15 protein-coding genes and 1 tRNA gene are annotated in these 16,744 nt (G+C 63.2%); 14 read left to right on the forward strand and 2 right to left on the reverse strand.

Annotated features, from left to right (window positions below; translation table 11 throughout):
- Positions 1-12: 12 nt before the first annotated feature.
- From X771_RS138880 to X771_RS138860, 5 genes are all read left to right on the forward strand, one after another.
- On the forward strand, positions 13-426 hold the full coding sequence (locus tag X771_RS138880; protein WP_023690094.1) for a VOC family protein: 414 nt from the start codon (positions 13-15) through the stop codon (positions 424-426).
- A gap of 85 nt (positions 427-511) precedes the next feature.
- Positions 512-586 (forward strand) — tRNA-Glu (locus X771_RS138875).
- Between the two features lie 591 nt (positions 587-1,177).
- Positions 1,178-1,759 (forward strand): VOC family protein, encoded by a 582-nt coding sequence (locus X771_RS138870; RefSeq protein ID WP_023683976.1) that lies wholly within the window; start codon positions 1,178-1,180, stop codon positions 1,757-1,759.
- A gap of 25 nt (positions 1,760-1,784) precedes the next feature.
- Positions 1,785-2,666, forward strand: a complete 882-nt coding sequence (locus tag X771_RS138865) for a glutathione S-transferase family protein (protein WP_023690096.1) — start codon at positions 1,785-1,787, stop codon at positions 2,664-2,666.
- Positions 2,667-2,886: 220 nt separating this feature from the next.
- A complete protein-coding gene (locus X771_RS138860; RefSeq protein WP_023690097.1) occupies positions 2,887-3,255 on the forward strand; it encodes a hypothetical protein in 369 nt (122 codons plus the stop codon).
- A gap of 134 nt (positions 3,256-3,389) precedes the next feature.
- On the opposite strand, the gene X771_RS138855 is transcribed toward X771_RS138860, so the two are convergent.
- Entirely contained in the window at positions 3,390-3,605 is a 216-nt protein-coding gene (locus tag X771_RS138855; RefSeq protein ID WP_023690098.1) for a hypothetical protein, read from the reverse strand.
- Positions 3,606-3,888: 283 nt separating this feature from the next.
- On the opposite strand from X771_RS138855, the gene X771_RS1000000169465 reads away from it, so the two are divergent.
- Positions 3,889-4,290 (forward strand): hypothetical protein, encoded by a 402-nt coding sequence (locus X771_RS1000000169465; RefSeq protein WP_245262761.1) that lies wholly within the window; start codon positions 3,889-3,891, stop codon positions 4,288-4,290.
- Positions 4,287-4,802, forward strand: a complete 516-nt coding sequence (locus X771_RS1000000169470; RefSeq protein ID WP_023690100.1) for a DUF2865 domain-containing protein — start codon at positions 4,287-4,289, stop codon at positions 4,800-4,802. Before X771_RS1000000169465 ends, X771_RS1000000169470 begins: the two co-directional genes overlap by 4 nt.
- Positions 4,803-4,920: 118 nt before the next feature.
- Here the strand turns inward: X771_RS1000000169470 and X771_RS138850 are convergent, their stop codons facing one another.
- Complete coding sequence (locus tag X771_RS138850; RefSeq protein ID WP_023670115.1) at positions 4,921-5,277, reverse strand: hypothetical protein; 357 nt, start codon at positions 5,275-5,277, stop codon at positions 4,921-4,923.
- Between the two features lie 242 nt (positions 5,278-5,519).
- On the opposite strand from X771_RS138850, the gene X771_RS138845 reads away from it, so the two are divergent.
- The 7 genes from X771_RS138845 (at position 5,520) to phoB (ending at position 16,716) form a co-directional block, all read left to right on the forward strand.
- A complete protein-coding gene (locus tag X771_RS138845; RefSeq protein WP_023690101.1) occupies positions 5,520-10,028 on the forward strand; it encodes a PAS domain-containing protein in 4,509 nt (1,502 codons plus the stop codon).
- A gap of 496 nt (positions 10,029-10,524) precedes the next feature.
- Positions 10,525-11,553 carry a substrate-binding domain-containing protein gene (locus tag X771_RS138840; protein ID WP_023670113.1) on the forward strand — a complete coding sequence of 343 codons (1,029 nt, stop codon included), beginning with the start codon at positions 10,525-10,527 and terminating at the stop codon, positions 11,551-11,553.
- Between the two features lie 95 nt (positions 11,554-11,648).
- Positions 11,649-13,109 (forward strand): phosphate ABC transporter permease subunit PstC, encoded by a 1,461-nt coding sequence (pstC, locus tag X771_RS138835; protein WP_023690102.1) that lies wholly within the window; start codon positions 11,649-11,651, stop codon positions 13,107-13,109.
- Positions 13,106-14,422 carry a phosphate ABC transporter permease PstA gene (gene pstA / locus X771_RS138830; RefSeq protein ID WP_023690103.1) on the forward strand — a complete coding sequence of 439 codons (1,317 nt, stop codon included), beginning with the start codon at positions 13,106-13,108 and terminating at the stop codon, positions 14,420-14,422. Before pstC ends, pstA begins: the two co-directional genes overlap by 4 nt.
- 17 nt (positions 14,423-14,439) lie before the next feature.
- A complete protein-coding gene (gene pstB, locus X771_RS138825; RefSeq protein WP_023690104.1) occupies positions 14,440-15,264 on the forward strand; it encodes a phosphate ABC transporter ATP-binding protein PstB in 825 nt (274 codons plus the stop codon).
- 41 nt (positions 15,265-15,305) lie between these two features.
- Positions 15,306-16,010 (forward strand): phosphate signaling complex protein PhoU, encoded by a 705-nt coding sequence (gene phoU, locus X771_RS138820; protein ID WP_023670109.1) that lies wholly within the window; start codon positions 15,306-15,308, stop codon positions 16,008-16,010.
- Between the two features lie 16 nt (positions 16,011-16,026).
- The gene (gene phoB, locus X771_RS138815; RefSeq protein ID WP_023822590.1) at positions 16,027-16,716 is read left to right on the forward strand and encodes a phosphate regulon transcriptional regulator PhoB; all 690 of its coding nucleotides are present in this window, start codon (positions 16,027-16,029) and stop codon (positions 16,714-16,716) included.
- Positions 16,717-16,744: the final 28 nt, after the last annotated feature.

The raw sequence follows: 16,744 nt of genomic DNA on the forward strand, positions 1-16,744 counted from the left end.
CGGGCGGCAATTGTGAGCGGCTTCGCCGAACATCGCCGGGTCGCGACCGTCGCGCTGGTCGTCGCCAACTATGATGAGGCGATTGCCTGGTATGTCGAACGGCTCGGCTTTCTGCTTGCCGAAGATGTCGATCTCGGCGGCGGCAAGCGCTGGGTGACGGTGGCGCCGGCGAACGGTCAGGGCGCAAGGCTGCTTCTGGCCGAAGCTGACGGCGCGGCGCAAGAGAAGAGCATCGGCAACCAGACCGGCGGCCGCGTCTTCCTGTTCCTCGAAACCGATGACTTTGCCCGCGACCACAAAGCGATGCTTGCGAAGGGCGTCGACTTTCGCGAAGCGCCGCGCTTCGAGCCCTACGGCACGGTGGCGGTGTTCGCCGATCTCTACGGCAATCTGTGGGATCTGATCGAGCCCAAACGGCAGGCATGAACAACGCAAATCAATGGTTCGGCGGAAGCGCTCGAAGCCCAGTTGCTTTTTCCCAAGCGTCAGCCTATATCGCCGGTTCTTGAACGCGCCCATCGTCTAGCGGTCAGGACACCGCCCTCTCACGGCGGGAACAGGGGTTCGATTCCCCTTGGGCGTACCAAGCAACCGCTTTCCTTCCGCATCATCGAAAATTTCGGGCAGCAGCCGCGCGGATCGCGTGTGACCGCGAGGGCCGGCGGCATAAGCGAAAACCCGGCAAATCCGCGTCACAGATACACCCAATTTAAGTCAGACCGCGACGCTTGAAAGCGTAGCGATCTCTGTTACTTGCGGTGCGGGGATAGCATCTGCGGCAACGCGGATTTGGTTGGGCATAGCAGGTATGAGTTCGGCAAAAATGATATGCCCGTGCTGTCACGGCAGCGGGCAGGTTTTCGATTGCTTGAAATGGCGCGAGTCGAAAGGGCATTGCTGCCCGCAAGGCACGCATCGGGCCGGCTGTCCCGGGCAGACCATGGCATGCGCCGAATGCGCGGGCCTGGGCACGCTGGCGGAAGCCGAGCTCAGAGCGGTCGCGTAGCCTCAGGTCATGCAACTCAAACCCCTTTCACCATCCAGCGCCGGCAGTCTCCGCGAGCTTCTGGCGCGGCGCTGCCAATTGCACTAGCATCATGTACGAAGCCTCGCCAAAGGGCGTTGCGGCGCGCAAGACGCCGGGGAACATAGGCGAGGGTCGGCGAGGAGGAGACCGATGCAGAAACTGCAGTCGCAGGGCGTCCATCACATCACCCTCGTCGGCGCCGGGCGCCAGACTTCGATCGATTTCTGGGAGGGCGTGCTCGGCATGCCGTTCATCTTCGAGCAGCCCAACCTCGACAAGCCAAGCGAAAGTCATCTCTATTTCGATCCCGGCGACGGCAGGTTGATCACCGTCTTCACCGACGAGAGCCGCACGCCGGTCAAGCGGCGCACGCCCACCGAACCGGGCTGCGTCCATCATATTGCGTTCTCGGTGTCGCGCGTCACTTTCCTGCAGGCGGTCGCCCGGCTCGACGAACGCGCCATCAAGCACAGCGGCGTCAAGGATCGCGGCTTCATGGATTCGATCTATTTCGAGGATCCGCTCGGCCTCTTGATCGAACTCGCCTCCTATCGCTTCGATCCGCCGGCAGGTTTCACCCATGCCGACGTGCTGATGCAGGCGCACAAGCTGCGCGTTGCGCGCGGCGACTACAACATCGCCGAAGTGCACCTTGCCGACGCGATCCAGACGCTGGTCGAGTGGTCGCGCGCGACCTTGTCGGACGACCGGACGCCGAAGAATCCATACTGACGGCCAGCAAAAGGGGAGGACCATAATGGCAAAGACAGTGATCAAGAGCGCCGGGAAATCAGCGGCCAAGCCTGCGGCGAAAGCGGCTGCGAAGCCGGCCGCAAAGGCCGTAAAGGCCGCGCCGAAGGCAGCCGCAAAGCCGGCCGCGAAAGCCGCGACAAAGCCGGCTGCCAAGAAATCCGCGCCGAAGGTCAAGGCGGCGAAAAAACCGGCGCTGAAGCTCTCGATGCTGAAGCCGAGCGTCAACAACATGACCGTCCGGGTGTTTGCCCGTGCGGCCGGGTTCGACGCCGCCGAGACCGACGCCTGGGGCCACACGCGCTCGCCCGAATATATGGCGCGCAATCCGGCGCATCTGACGCCGATGATCGAGGACAAGGGGCTGCCGCGCGGCGTGCTCTGGGAGAGCTGTGCCATCATGCAGTATCTCGCCAACAAGCACGGGCTGGAGAAATTCTATCCCAAGGCGCCGGCCAAGCGGGCGATGGTCGACAGCGCCATGTTCTACCTGATCGGCACGCTCTACCCGTATGTGGCGCGCGCCACCTATCCGGCGCTGGGTTTCCCGCACTATGCCGGCGAGGTCGGCCATAGCGACGCTCATCCGGAGAAGAAGTCCGAGGCGCAGAAGGCCGCCATGGCGGCGATTGCCGAGCCGCTGGAGGTGTTTCACTCCTTCTTCAGGGACGGCAAGCCGTTCATCGGCGGCAAGCACCCGTCGATCGCCGACATACGCCTGGCATCGACGCTGGAGTTCCTGGCCGTCATCGACTATGCGCTGCCAAAATGGGCCAAGGAGTATGTCGCTGCGATGGAGAAGAAACTCGGTAAGGCCTATGCCGAGCCGGCCGGCGACGTGCGCGGCTACATCGCCTATGTGAAGTCGCAGGCCAGCGCGCAACGCTAAGGATTCATTAACCAGAACGCTGTCTATTGAAGGCACCGCGCGACCACGGATGTACTGGCGCAAGGGTGAAGGGAAAGGTCGGCGCAATGCCGGCCTTTTGCTTTTCGCCGATGCGCCATCAGGCACGTCTCATGCTGTAAAGTCCGACATCAGGCATATTGCCATCGTCTGCTTCGACCCTACCATCATGGTCGGCGGACGACACACGAGGAGCTTTGCGATGAAGGGCGTAGCGAGAGTGTTTGCGATTGCCGGTGTTGTGTTGGTCGGAGGCTACCCGTGCAATGCCGCGCCGCTCGACACGATGGCGGAGGTCGGCGATGCCATCCAGGCGTGCTGGACGCCGCCGGCGGGTGTTGGAAATGCCAGCGTCACCTTGAGCTTCAGCTTCAAGCGCGACGGCACGCTGATCGGTCCGCCGCGGCCGACGGCGATCAAGGTCGATGGCGATGCCGATACCAGGAAGTCATTCGTCGACGCCGCAACCACTGCCCTGCAAAAGTGCCTCCCGTTGAGCTTCTCGCCGACGCTGGCGCAAGGCGTCGCGGGCAATGTCTTCACCGTGCAATTCGCTTCGCCCAAGCAGTAGGCGAGCGGGCGAGCGTTTCACCGTTTTCACAGAAACGGCGACCCCTCTCTCGTTGTCTTGACGCAATTCCCAGGGGAAAGCGCTACGCGCTTTTCCCGGAAAAACGACTCACACTTTTCCTGAAGTTGCTCTGATCAGTTGTGCGGGCGTCTGATATCGACATGCCGCTGCAGTTCCGGCGTCTCGAAGACGTAGTCGGCCCAGGCGGATTCCGGAATCTGTCCGGCCAGATAGCATTCCAGCAACAGGCTCTGTTCGGGATCGAGCGCTCTCGGCGCCCGCTCATGGTCCAGCCCCAGCGAGTGGAACAGGTTCCTGGTCAGGCCAGAGACAGTGAAGTGAATAGACATCTTCGTCTCCTTTGCCCGACACAACGCGAGACACCGGAGAAAGGTTTCATCCGCAAGGGCCCGATAACGCGGGATCGATGATTGCGGCGGCCCGGGCTCGCCCGAGCCTGGCCTGGTCGCAATCTTGAAACAAAAGTGTAATAGCGAATTTACAGGAACCGGCATAATACACTCGGCATAAAATACCTGGCGGTTGCTGGCGTCTCTTGAATTAGACTTACCTCACGCATTGAGGCTCAATCGGCTGGAGCGGCGATCGGCTCCACAGGGGTACAAGGACCAGGTGTCGCCGATGATGCGTTTGTGGCTTGTAGTGACCTTTGCACTGGTGTCGGCAAGCGTCCTCGGCATTTCGGCTTCCCTTGCCGATCCATGCGCCGCGCTCAGGAGCCAGCTGGCACCGTCCGGCCGCAGCGGCGGGATCAGCTCCGAGCTTGCGCAGCTGCGTCGCCAGCTTGCGGCGATCCAGGGGCTGGAGAGGCAACGCCGGTGCACGGCGCAAAGTGCGGTGGGGGGCTTCTTCAATGCTTGCGCCGACCTCGCCAAAAGCCGCACACAGGTGCAACGCCAGATCGCCGGCGCCGCGATTTCGCGCCGGGATGCGTCCGGACTGCAGGCCAGGCTCGTCGCGCTCGGCTGCACGCCCGCCGCCGGGCAACAAGACAGCGTCCGGCTGGCGCCATGATCGGCAGCAATTCGATGCTGTTTTGCGTTCGTCTCTCCGACGGCTATTTCTTCCCGGCGCCGAAATCGCAGTTCGTGCAAGGCGGCGATGTCAAGGAGATGGTCGATCAGTGCCGCTACATCTGCGACGATGCCGGCGTCGACCTGTACACGCTCAGTGATCCAAGCCTTGAAACCGAAGAGATGGTCGCGCTCGATACGCGCACATCCTACAAGGACCTGCCGACGGCCTTCAAATATCGCAATGATGCGAACTTCAGGGCCTGCGACCTCAAGCGCTATCACCGGCGCGTTGCCGAGCTGAGAGCGCGCACGGTGACGCCAGCCAATATGGCCAACGCGATCATTCCTTTGCCGTCAGCGAAGCCGGATCTTGGCACCGTGGCGCAACTTCTCCAGCCTGGCGCAGACGCTGCAGAGGCCAGGGGCGCCGCCCAGCGACAATCGGTCGAGCCATTGGCCGGCTCGCGGCCGGTCAGGGTGGTCGGGCCGGCTTTCTTCCCGGCGGAGTAACCTGCGCCTAGAGCGTTTCACCGTTTCACCGAAACGGCGAACCGCTCTATGTCTTTGTTTTACGCAATTCCGGACGGAAAACCGTTTCACACTTTTCCTGGAATTGCACTAGTACCAGCTATTCGCAAACCATCCTGTAGCGTTTGCCGGGTTCGCTGACATTCTTGCAGGTGAGCGGATTGGCCGGTTCGGAAGCCATGCTGGGAGGGCTGGACCTGACGTGCCGCCTTGGCGCAGCTATTTGTGTCGTGTGCCTGCGTGCCGCGGGCCGGTAGGGCTCCTGCGGCGGCGGCGTCGGAAACACACCGGCTGCCGCCTGCATCCGGCTGGCCTCAGTCTGCGACGGATCGCGATCCCAGACCCGCCTGATATCGAGCGGCTTCGGGATCACCACCGTGCCGTCATAGCTGCGTGCGCAGCCGCTGCCCGCAAGCAGCGCCATGCACAGGAAACAAGGCACGATCCAACCGGTCATCAGCAACACCCCCGCCGACTTATAGCCCGGCCGGGGTTCCGCCGACAACCGGCGGAATACCGCAGGGCAATGTGGCTCTGGCCGCAGTCTGGATTGGTTATGGTTAGCGGATCATTAATGCTTCTCGGGCACATTCCGCCGGCGAACCGCTGAGGGGGTTCGGCCTTGGCTTTCGGGGTGGGAACGGGATGGCTGACGGGACTGTTGGAACACGCGGCGGACGCGGTTCCCGAAAAGGGGTGGTGAACGGCGAGGATACGTCCGTCGGGGGTTCGCCCGAAGCGCTGCGCGAACTGGTCGGGGCCGGCGCCGACTGGGTCTGGGAGACCGACGCCGAGCTGCGCTTTTCCTGGCTTTCGGAGAACTACCAGGCCGCCACCGGCATCGATCCCGCCAGCATTCTTGGCCGTTTCCGCTTCGATTTCCTCAAGCAGATGGTGCACGGCAATCGACACGCCGCCGCGCATCTGGAGGATCTGCAGGCGCATCGGCCGTTTCGCGACTTTGTTTATGAGTTGAAGGGCGGCCGTCCCGGCTGCCGCTGGGTTTCGATCACCGGTTCCCCGCGGTTCGACGGCGAAGGCGAATTCATCGGCTATCGCGGCATCGGCCGCAACGTCACGGCACTGGCCGGTGCGCTGGACGAACTGCGGCAGGACGAGAGCGATCCGCCGGCCGGCGAGGCTACGCAGCACCTCGCCGATCTCGAGCGGACAATGGATGCCATGCATATGGGCGTCGTGGTGCTTGACGCGAAGTTCGACACGCTCATCGTCAACAAGGCCTATCGCGAGCTCTCCAGGATTCCCGACGGCGCCGTCACGGTCGGCGCGCCGTTCAGCCTGTTGATGGAACTCAACCGCCGCAACGGCATCTACGGCGATCTCGATGAACAGCAGTGGCAGCACTACCTCGCCACCCGCATCGAGGAGATCAGCGCCGGCTCGGTTGCGCCACGCGAATTTCTCCATGCCAATGGCAGGACGATGATGTTCTCCGTGACGGCGTTGTCCGGCGGCAAGCGGCTGTTGACCTACTACGACGTCTCCGAGCTCAAGCGTCGCGACGCCGAGATCGAGAGTGCCAACGCCAAGATCACCGAGACCTTCGCCAATCTTCGCACGATGGTCGACCAGATGCCGATCGGCGTGCTCGTCCTCGATGCCGACATGCGCGCGGAGGTGATCAACCGCGCCTTCTATGATTTCTGGGAAATCGATCCCCGGCGCGCCGGCATCGGCTGCGGCTTCCGCGAACTGATGCAGGCCAGCCGCGATATGGACCCGTACGGTGCTGACGATGCGGAATGGCAGGACCACATCGCCGAGCGCGAAGCAGAAATCTCGGCTGGCCTGGTGGGCTCAAGGCAACTGCCACGCAATGACGGCCGTACGCTGATTGCCTCGCTGGCGCCGCTCGCCGGCGGCAAAAGGCTGATCTCCTATGTCGACGTCACCAACATGAAGGATCGCGAGGCTGAACTCGCCCAAGCGCTGGAGAAATCGCGGCTGGCCGAGGCGGTGATCAACGGCGTCAAGGACCCGATCTTCGTCAAGGACGACAATCTGCGTTTCGTCTTCGTCAATGAGGCGTTTTCGGCACTGTTCGGACAGAGCCCGCAAGCGATGCTGGGCAGGCCCGGCGGCGACTTCCTCAAGCAAAAGGACGCCGCGCAATTCGAAGACAGCGAACGCGCCGTGCTGGCGACCGGCACGCCCTACGAGGTCGAGGAGACTTTCGACGCCGAGGGCGCCAGCCGCTCGCGCATCGTGCGCAAGAACCGCGTCGGCATGCCCAGTGGCCGCAACTATGTCGCCGGTTTCCTGTTCGACATTTCCGACATGAAGCGCCGCGAGACCGAGGCCGAGGACGCGCGCAAGAACCTCGCCACGGTGCTGGAGTCGCTGCCGGCGGCCGTCATCATCTATGACCGCGACGACAAGTTCATCTTTGCCAATCGCAAGCTGCAGGACACGCTGCCGGCGCTGAAACCGGCATGGCAGCCCGGCCGCACCTTCCGCGAGGCGTTGGAACTTGGACATTCCGTGGGATATTTCCGCTTCAGTGGCGATCCGGAGACCGACAAGCTCTATGACGGCGATCGAGACATCTGGCTGGATGCCATTCTCGCCCGCTACCGCCTGCCGAACTCCTCCTACGAACGGTGCAATCCCGACGGCCGCTGGTATCAGGTCTACGATATGCGCACCGAGGACGGCACCTTCATCGGCGTGCGCGTCGACATCTCGGAGATCAAGAGCCGCGAAAAGGCGCTGCAGGAAAGCATGCGCCAGATCGACCTGTTCCGCCACGTCATGGACGAACTGCCGGTCGCCGCCTTCATCAAGGCGCAGGATCTGAGCATGGAATTCGTCAACAAGGCCTGGTGCGCGCTGACGGGCATCCCCAAGGAGGAGGTCATCGGCCGAACCGATCTCCAGCTTTTCGGCATAGACGACGCCGAAACCTACACCCATGACGACACCCAGGTCGTCGTCACCGGCCGCGGCCGCGAGATCGAGGAGCCCGTTACCCATCGCGACGGCACGGTGCGGCAATTGATGACGCGCAAGAGCCGGCTGGTGGCGCTCGATGGGTCGGTGCACCTGGTCGGGTCCAGCACCGACATCACCGACGTCAAGGCGCGCGAGCAGGCGTTGGAAGAGAGCATGCGCGAGAACGAGGTGTTCCGCAATCTCATCGACAACGTGCCGGTGTCGATCTACGCCAAGCGCTCCGACCTCAGGCAGTTCTACGTCAACAAGGGCTGGTGCGACCTCACCGGCCTCCGCAGGGAAGACGCGATCGGCAAGACGGACATCGAGATTTTCGGCGAGGACGGCGAAGCCTTCGTCAACAGCGATCTCGCCGTGCTGCGCACAGGCGATACACAGGAGATCGAGGAAACGGTGACGCTTGCCGACGGCAGCGTGCGCCACCAGTTCGCCCGCAAGGGCGCGATGATCGCGTCCGATGGTTCGCTCTATCTGATTGGGTCGACCACCGACATCACCGAACTGAAGCTGCGCGAGGCCGAACTGCGCGAGGCGCGGCAGCGCGCCGTGTTGGCCGACCGCGCCAAGTCGGAATTCCTGGCCAATATGAGCCACGAAATCCGCACGCCGATGAACGGCGTACTCGGCATGGCCGAGTTGCTGGCCAAATCCGACCTCGATCCCAAGCAGAAGACGTTCACCGATATCATCGTCAAGTCGGGTAACGCGCTCTTGACCATCATCAACGACATACTGGACTTCTCCAAGATCGATGCCGGACAGCTGGTGCTCGACCCTGCGCCCTTCAACCTGCCCGAAGCGATCGAGGATGTGGCGACGCTGATATCGACGCGCGCCAAGGAGAAGGACCTTGAACTCATCGTGCGCGTCGAGCCGGGCCTGGAAAGCCTGTTCGTCGGCGATGTCGGTCGCATCAGACAGATCGTCACCAATCTGGTCGGCAACGCGGTGAAGTTTACCGACGAAGGCCACGTGCTGGTCGACGTGACGGGACAAAGGGGGCCGACGGGGACAAAGCTTACCGTTTCGGTCACCGACACCGGCATCGGCATTCCGCAGCAGAAACTGAAGCTCGTCTTCGAAAAATTCAGTCAGGCCGACACCTCGTCGACGAGACGCCACGAAGGCACAGGGCTCGGGCTCGCCATCACCTCGCGGCTGGTCGAGTTGATGGGCGGCGAGATCGGTGTCGAGAGCGCCGAAGGCAAGGGCTCGACCTTCTGGTTCACCGTGACATTGCCCAGGGCCGAGGAACAGACCGGACGGCGGATCATGCCGGTCGATGTGACCGGCTCACGGGTGCTGATCGTTGACGACAATGCCGTGAATCGATCGATCCTGAGCGAGCAGATGGCGTCATGGACCTTCGATTCCTGCGCCGCCGAAAGCGGACCCGAAGGGCTGAAGGTGCTGGTCGCCGCGGCTGCCTACGGCGTGCCGGTCGACTGCGTCGTGCTCGATTATCAGATGCCGGGGATGAGCGGCGCCGAAATGGCGCGCGTCGTGCGCAACACCGCAGGGCTGGCCGACACGCCGATCATCATGCTGACTTCGGTCGACCAGTCGCTCGCCAACACCAGCTATCGCGATCTCGGCATCGACGCCCAGCTGATCAAGCCGGCGCGCTCCTCGGTGCTTCTGGAAACGCTGGTCGCCACCATCCAGCGCCACCATCACAATATCACGGGCGGCCGTGTGCTGCCGGCGGCAAGCAGCGGTTCCGGCGGCGGCAGGAACGAACCGTCGCCGGCAAAGCCGCCGCTCGCTGCCTCGGAACGGGCCCTGCTGCAACCGCCGCCGGTTCGTGCCCGCGCCCGGGCCGCCGGGGATGAACGCCGGCTCGACATCCTCGTTGCGGAGGACAATGAAGTAAACCAGATGGTGTTCACCCAGATAATCGGCGAAACCGGCTACAGTTTCGAAATCGTCGGCAACGGGCGCAAGGCGCTCGACGCCTTCGGCCGGCTTAATCCGCGCATGATCCTGATGGACGTCTCGATGCCGGAGATGAACGGGCTCGAGGCCACCGCCGCAATTCGCCGGCTTGAAGAACATACGGGTATGCATATCCCGATCGTCGGCGTCACCGCGCATGCCTTGAAGGGCGACCGCGAGCGCTGCCTGGAAGCCGGCATGGATGACTATTTGCCCAAGCCGATCAGCCCCAGGGCGCTGCTCGAAAAGGTCGAGCGCTGGGTCGGCATATCAGGCGAAGCCCAACGAGACGCTGGATAGCAACCTGCGGCGCCGCCGGGATTCGGCCGCGCCGCAACAGCCAAGGCTATGGTGCGATCGCACCATATCAAAGCTGGCGCCCAGTCAGGACAATGGTCGCAACGAAACCGCTCATTCAGTTACGGGCGGGAGCAAGCGACCGCCGACAAGAAACAGCGTCGAATCTACCCCAACGGACCTGTTTTTGGCGATGGCTCGGCCAAAATTCGCTCTGGCCACGGGCAACGCGCTCCCGTCCGGTTTTTCTTTCTCGGCATCGCGGCCTGCGGTGTGCCGGGACTTGATGCCAGCACGAATCGCGCAAGCGTCTGATTCCAGCGGCAACTTCCATCCCCACAAACCGGCTTAAAGGCTGCGGCTCACGAGGCGTCTGTGCGACGTTACCGGGCTGACACGAAACTGTCATGCGACTGTAATAATCGAAGGCTATTGGCCTCAGCGGGCGCCGGTTTGAAGAGGGCGCCAAGAGACCATCTTCCGAACAGGAGCAGGCCACATGAAGAAATTCCTCGTTACGGCATCGGCCGTGGCGGTAGCGTTCGCCGCATCGTCCGGTGTCGCCGCTGCGCGTGACCAGATCCAGGTCGCCGGTTCGTCGACCGTGCTGCCTTACGCCAAGATCGTCGCCGAGCAGTTCGGCGAAACCTTCACCAACTTCAAGACCCCGGTGGTCGAGTCCGGCGGCAGCGGCGCCGGCATCAAGGAATTCTGCAAGGGCGTCGGCGAAGACACTATCGACATCGCCAACTCCTCGCGTCCGATCAAGAAAGACGAGCTGAAGTCCTGCGCCGACGCCGGCGTCAAGGACGTCCAGGAAGTCCGCATCGGCTATGACGGCATCGTCTTTGCCACCGACATCAAGGGTCCGGATTGGGCGCTGGTTCCCGCCGACATCTACAAGGCGCTCGCCGCCAAGCTGGTGGTCGACGGCAAGCTGGTCGACAACCCGAACACCAAGTGGAACCAGGTCAATCCGAAGCTGCCCGACTGGGATATCGCCGCCTATATTCCGGGTGAGAAGCACGGCACCCGTGAAGTGTTCGAGACCAAGCTGCTCGACGCCGGCTGCGACAAGGCCGCTTTGAAGGCTGCCGGCATCGCCGACGACAAGGAAATCGGCAAGACCTGCATCGCCATCCGCAAGGACGGCAAGGCTGTCGACATTGACGGCGACTACACCGAGACGCTGGCCCGCATCGACTCCAACAAGACCGGCGTTGGCGTGTTCGGCCTCGCCTTCTACGAGAACAATGCCGACAAGCTGAAGGTCGCTACCGTGGAAGGCATCGTGCCTTCGACGCAGACCATCGCCGATGGCACGTACCCCGTGTCGCGGCCGTTGTTCTTCTACGTCAAGAAGGCGCATCTGGGCGTCGTTCCCGGCCTCAAGGAATATGTCGAGTTCTTCCTTGATGACCAGATGATCGGCCCGGAAAGCCCGCTCGCCCAGTACGGCCTGGTTTCCGCTCCCGACGCCGAACGTCAGGGCCAGCGCGACGCCTTCGCCGCCGGAAAGACAATGTAATCAACGAACGGATCAGGGCGCGGATGAACTCCGCGCCCTGATTTCGCCGCTTGCCGCAACGGCGGCGGCGATCTGAATTTTCCCTGGGGTGGGTTATGTCGTCCTTGCTCGTACTCTCCATAGTCATCGCCATAGGCGTGGTCGCTTTTGTGGTCGGCCGCCAGGGCGCCGCGGCGCAGGATACCGGCAAGGTCAAGCCGCATTCGCGCGCGCATTATCATGGCTGGTGGGCCTTTCTGCTCGCGGTCCTGCCTGCCGTCCTTTTGCTCGCCGTCTGGGATATCGGCTCTTCCTTCTATCTCGACCGGCATATCCATGCCGCTTTGCCCGAGCGCACCACCGACACAAAGGTCGCCAGCGAAGCGCTCGACGCCAGCCTGGTGAAGAGCCTGGCCAAGGGCTTGCGCCGGCTCGATGGCGATACCGCACTTCCCGCTACTTTCGCCGAATTGCAGCCGCTGCTCGCCGCCAAGGGCGTGGCACTGGCCAGCGACACACAGGACTATATGATCCCGATCGCGGTCGAGGCGAACCAGGTCCAGGACCGGCTCGGCCTGTTCGGCGCCGTGCTGACCTTCGCGCTGTCGGTCGCCGGCGCCTTCTATGCGCTGAGGCAGATCGCGCCGCGCGCCAGGGCGCGCAACAATGTCGAGAAGCTGATGCTGTGGGGGCTGCTTGCGGCCTCGACCATCGCCATCCTGACCACGGTCGGCATCGTGCTGTCGATGCTGTTCCAGACCATCACCTTCTTCGAAAGCGTATCGCCGATGAGCTTCTTCTTCGGCACGGTGTGGGATCCGCGTTTCGCCGCCGCCGGTTCCGGCGGCAGCCAGGGTCAGTTCGGCCTGATCCCGCTACTCGCCGGCACGCTCTACATCGCCGCCGTTGCGCTTCTGGTCGCAGTGCCGGTCGGGCTGATGTCGGCGGTCTACATGTCCGAATACGCCTCGCGCAGCGTCCGGTCGGTGGTCAAGCCCGCGCTTGAACTGCTGGCCGGCATCCCGACCATCGTCTACGGCATCTTCGCCGTGGTCACGCTCGGACCGTTCCTGCGCGACCTCTCGGCAGCCCTCACCGGCGGCTCTCCCTTCATCCAGGGCCAGAGCATCTTCACCGCCGGCCTGGTGATGGGCGTCATGCTGATCCCGGTCGTGTCCTCTTTGTCCGACGACATCATCACCGCGGTGCCGCGCGCAATGAGTGACGGCTCGCTCGGCCTCGGTGCCACGCGCTCCGAGACGATCAAACGGGTGATCCTGCCGGCGGCACTGCCCGGCATCGTCGGCGCCATCCTGTTGACGGCGTCGCGCGCCATCGGCGAGACGATGATCGTCGTGCTGGCGGCGGGCGTCGCCGCCAATCTGACGGCCAATCCGTTCGAGGCGATGACGACCATCACCGTCAAGATTGTCAACCAGCTGACCGGCGATCTCGAGTTCAACTCACCGCAGACGCTGGTCGCCTTCGCGCTCGGCCTGACGCTGTTCGCGCTGACGCTGGTGATGAACATCGTCGCCCTCTACATCGTGCGCAAGTACCGGGAGCAGTACGAATGACCGACATCCCCCTGGACACGATGGCGGGTGCCGTCGCGCGTCCGCGCCGCGACATCGGGCTGAAGGCGCGCTATGCCGCCGAACGCCGGTTCCGCATCTATGGCGTGATTGCGATCTCGGTCGGCCTGGCGTTCCTGGCCATCATGCTGATCACCATCGTCTCGAAAGGCTACACCGCCTTCTGGCAGACGACGGTGACGCTGCCGGTCACCTTCGACGAGAAGGTGATCGATCCCTCCGGCAAGCGCGCCACCGACCCTACCGTGCTGATCAAGGCGAACTATCCCAAGCTCGCCGAAAACGCGCTGGTGGCCAAGCTCGGCATCGATCCGGCCAACAAGCCGATGATGCTGAAGCTCAAGGGCTTCCTGTCGGAAGGCGCGCGGGTCCAGCTGCGCGACATCGTCTCCGCCGATCCGTCGGTGATCGGCACGACGCGTGACGTCGACATCCTGGCCGCCGCCAATCTCGACTCGGCCTTCAAGGGCCAGATCGACCTCGGCGTCGACGAAGCGCGCCGCAAGGTGTCCAACCAGCAGATCGACTGGATGAACAAACTCAAGGCCGACGGCGTGATGGCCGAGCATTTCAACACCGGCCTGTTCAGCTATGGCGCCTCCAGCCGGCCCGAGACGTCGGGCATGGGCGTGGCCATCATCGGGTCGTTCTACATGATGGTGATCGTGCTGTTGCTGGCGCTGCCGATCGGCGTCGCCGCCTCGATCTATCTCGAGGAATTCGCCAAGAAGAACCGCTTCACCGACCTGATCGAGGTCAACATCAACAATCTCGCGGCGGTGCCGTCGATCGTCTTCGGCCTGCTCGGCCTTGCCGTGTTCATCAACTTCCTAGGCATGCCGCGCTCGGCTTCCTTCGTCGGCGGCCTGGTGCTGACGCTGATGACGCTGCCGACCATCATCATCGCCACGCGCGCCGCCCTTGCCGCGGTGCCGCCGTCGATCCGCTCGGCGGCGCTCGGCCTCGGCGCCTCCAAGATGCAGATGGTGTTCCACCACATCCTGCCGCTTGCCGCTCCGGGCATCCTTACCGGCACCATCATCGGCCTGGCGCGTGCGCTCGGCGAGACAGCACCGCTGCTCTTGATCGGCATGGTCGCTTTCGTCGCCGATTATCCGACGACGCCTTTCGATCCGGCGACCGCGCTGCCGGTGCAGATTTATATGTGGGCAAACGAGGCTGAGCGCGCTTTTGTCGAGCGCATGTCCGGCGCCATCATCATCCTGCTCGTCTTCCTCATGGCCATGAACATCACCGCGATCGTGCTTCGGCGCCGGTTCGAGCGGCGCTGGTAGAAAAAAGGCAATTTGGTATGAACATCATGACCGAACAGTCCCTTGAAAATGCAGTGGGCGACAAAATGAACGCCAAGTCGAACGAAGTCATCAAGATGCGCGGCGACAAGGTCGGCGTCTTCTACGGCGAGAAGCAGGCGTTGTTCGACGTCAATCTCGACGTGCTTCAGAACCAGGTGACGGCGCTGATCGGCCCGTCCGGCTGCGGCAAGTCGACCTTCCTGCGCTGCCTCAACCGCATGAACGACACCATCGATTCGGCGCGGGTGACCGGCAAGATCACGCTCGATGAAGACGACATCTACGACAAGAACATCGATGTCGTCGAACTGCGCGCCCGCGTCGGCATGGTGTTCCAGAAACCCAACCCGTTCCCGAAGTCGATCTACGAGAACGTCGCCTACGGCCCGCGCATCCATGGGCTGGCCAAGCGCAAGTCCGACATGGACCAGATCGTCGAGCAGAGCCTGAAGAAGGCTGCGATCTGGAACGAGGTCAAGGACCGCCTGCAGGAGCCCGGCACCGGCCTGTCCGGCGGCCAGCAGCAGCGCCTGTGCATCGCGCGCGCCATCGCCGTGTCGCCGGAGGTGATCCTGATGGACGAGCCCTGCTCGGCGCTCGATCCGATCGCCACCGCCCGTGTCGAGGAGCTGATCGACGAACTGCGCCAGAACTACACGATCGTCATCGTCACCCACTCGATGCAGCAGGCGGCGCGCGTGTCGCAGCGCACGGCGATGTTCCATCTCGGCTATCTCGTCGAGGAGGGCGCCACCGACAAGATGTTCACCAACCCCGACGACAAGCGCACCCAGGACTACATTACCGGCCGCTTCGGCTGAGCCGTCCGGCGGGTGAATTTTCAGGCACGAGGACCAAGATCATGGGTGAACATACCGTCGCCTCCTTCGATGAAGAGCTCGGGCAGATCAGCAAGCTGATCCGCGACATGGGCGATCTGGCAGGCTCGATGGTCAGCGGCTCGACCAGGGCGCTGCTCAATTCGGACAATGCGCTGGCACAGCGTGTCGTTTCCGACGACGCCATCATGGATGCGCGCCAGCGCGAACTGGACGACCGCGCCATCACGCTGATCGCCAAGCGCCAGCCGATGGCCAACGATCTGCGCGCCGTGGTCGGCTCGATCCGCATGGCGGGCGACCTCGAGCGCATCGGCGATCTCGCCAAGAACATCGCCAAACGCGTCGGCACCGTAGGCTTGAGCGTCACGCCGCGCGACCTCTCGCACTCCATCGATGCCATGGCGCAACTGGTGCTGATCCAGGTGCAAGGCGTCGTCGAGGAATATGCCGCCACCGATGCGGCAGCTCTTGCAAAACTCAGGAATGACGACGAGCGCATCGACGTCAAATACACGTCCGTGTTTCGTGAGCTTTTGACCTACATGATGGAAGACCCTCGCAACATCACCGCCTGCACGCATCTCTTGTTCTGCGCCAAGAATCTTGAGCGCATCGGCGATCATGTCACCAACATCGCCGAAAATGCGTATTATGTGCTGACCGGCCAGCAATTGCCCGCCAATCGTCCGAAGCAGGACGAGACGGCGATGGCCACGCCGGCCTGATGAGGGTGAACTGCCTATGATCGCGCCACGCATCATGGTCGTGGAGGACGAGGAGCCGCTAGGCGTTCTCCTCCGCTACAACCTCGAATCCGAAGGCTATCAGGTCGAGGTGGTGACACGCGGGGACGAGGCCGAGATCCGCCTGCAGGAAAACGTGCCCGATCTCCTGGTGCTCGACTGGATGGTGCCGGCTGTCTCCGGCATCGAGCTCTGCCGGCGGCTTAGAGTGCGGCCCGAAACCGAGCGGCTGCCGATCATCATGCTGACCGCGCGCGGTGAGGAAAGCGATCGCGTGCGCGGCCTGTCCACCGGCGCCGACGACTATCTGGTCAAGCCATTCTCGACGCCGGAGTTCATGGCGCGCGTGAAGGCGCTGCTGCGCCGGGCCAAGCCGGAAGTGCTGTCCAGCGTGCTCAAGGTCGGCGACATCGTGCTCGACCGAGAATCGCACCGGGTCTACCGCAAGAAGAGCGAGATCAGGCTCGGACCGACCGAGTTCCGGCTGCTCGAATTCATGATGCGCCATCCCGGCCGCGTGTTCTCGCGCAGCCAACTGCTCGACAATGTCTGGGGCGAGACGATCTATATCGACGAGCGAACCGTCGACGTCCATGTCGGGCGCTTACGCAAAGCGGTCAACAACGGCCGCATGCCGGATGTCATCCGTACCATTCGCGGCGCCGGCTACGCGATCAGGGAAGACTAGGATGCTGCGCGTCGCGCCGTTGCCGGCC

It is taken from the genome of Mesorhizobium sp. LSJC269B00 (assembly GCF_000502815.1).
Taxonomy (GTDB): domain Bacteria; phylum Pseudomonadota; class Alphaproteobacteria; order Rhizobiales; family Rhizobiaceae; genus Mesorhizobium.

Coding starts and splice junctions, on each gene's coding strand:
- X771_RS1000000169470 (WP_023690100.1), top strand. CDS start 4,287: ATGATCGGCAGCAATTCGATGCTGTTTTGCGTTCGTCTCTCCGACGGC.
- pstC (WP_023690102.1), top strand. CDS start 11,649: ATGTCGTCCTTGCTCGTACTCTCCATAGTCATCGCCATAGGCGTGGTC.
- phoB (WP_023822590.1), top strand. CDS start 16,027: ATGATCGCGCCACGCATCATGGTCGTGGAGGACGAGGAGCCGCTAGGC.
- X771_RS138860 (WP_023690097.1), top strand. CDS start 2,887: ATGAAGGGCGTAGCGAGAGTGTTTGCGATTGCCGGTGTTGTGTTGGTC.
- pstA (WP_023690103.1), top strand. CDS start 13,106: ATGACCGACATCCCCCTGGACACGATGGCGGGTGCCGTCGCGCGTCCG.
- X771_RS138850 (WP_023670115.1), bottom strand. CDS start 5,277: ATGACCGGTTGGATCGTGCCTTGTTTCCTGTGCATGGCGCTGCTTGCG.
- pstB (WP_023690104.1), top strand. CDS start 14,440: ATGAACATCATGACCGAACAGTCCCTTGAAAATGCAGTGGGCGACAAA.
- X771_RS138855 (WP_023690098.1), bottom strand. CDS start 3,605: ATGTCTATTCACTTCACTGTCTCTGGCCTGACCAGGAACCTGTTCCAC.
- phoU (WP_023670109.1), top strand. CDS start 15,306: ATGGGTGAACATACCGTCGCCTCCTTCGATGAAGAGCTCGGGCAGATC.
- X771_RS138870 (WP_023683976.1), top strand. CDS start 1,178: ATGCAGAAACTGCAGTCGCAGGGCGTCCATCACATCACCCTCGTCGGC.
- X771_RS138840 (WP_023670113.1), top strand. CDS start 10,525: ATGAAGAAATTCCTCGTTACGGCATCGGCCGTGGCGGTAGCGTTCGCC.
- X771_RS138865 (WP_023690096.1), top strand. CDS start 1,785: ATGGCAAAGACAGTGATCAAGAGCGCCGGGAAATCAGCGGCCAAGCCT.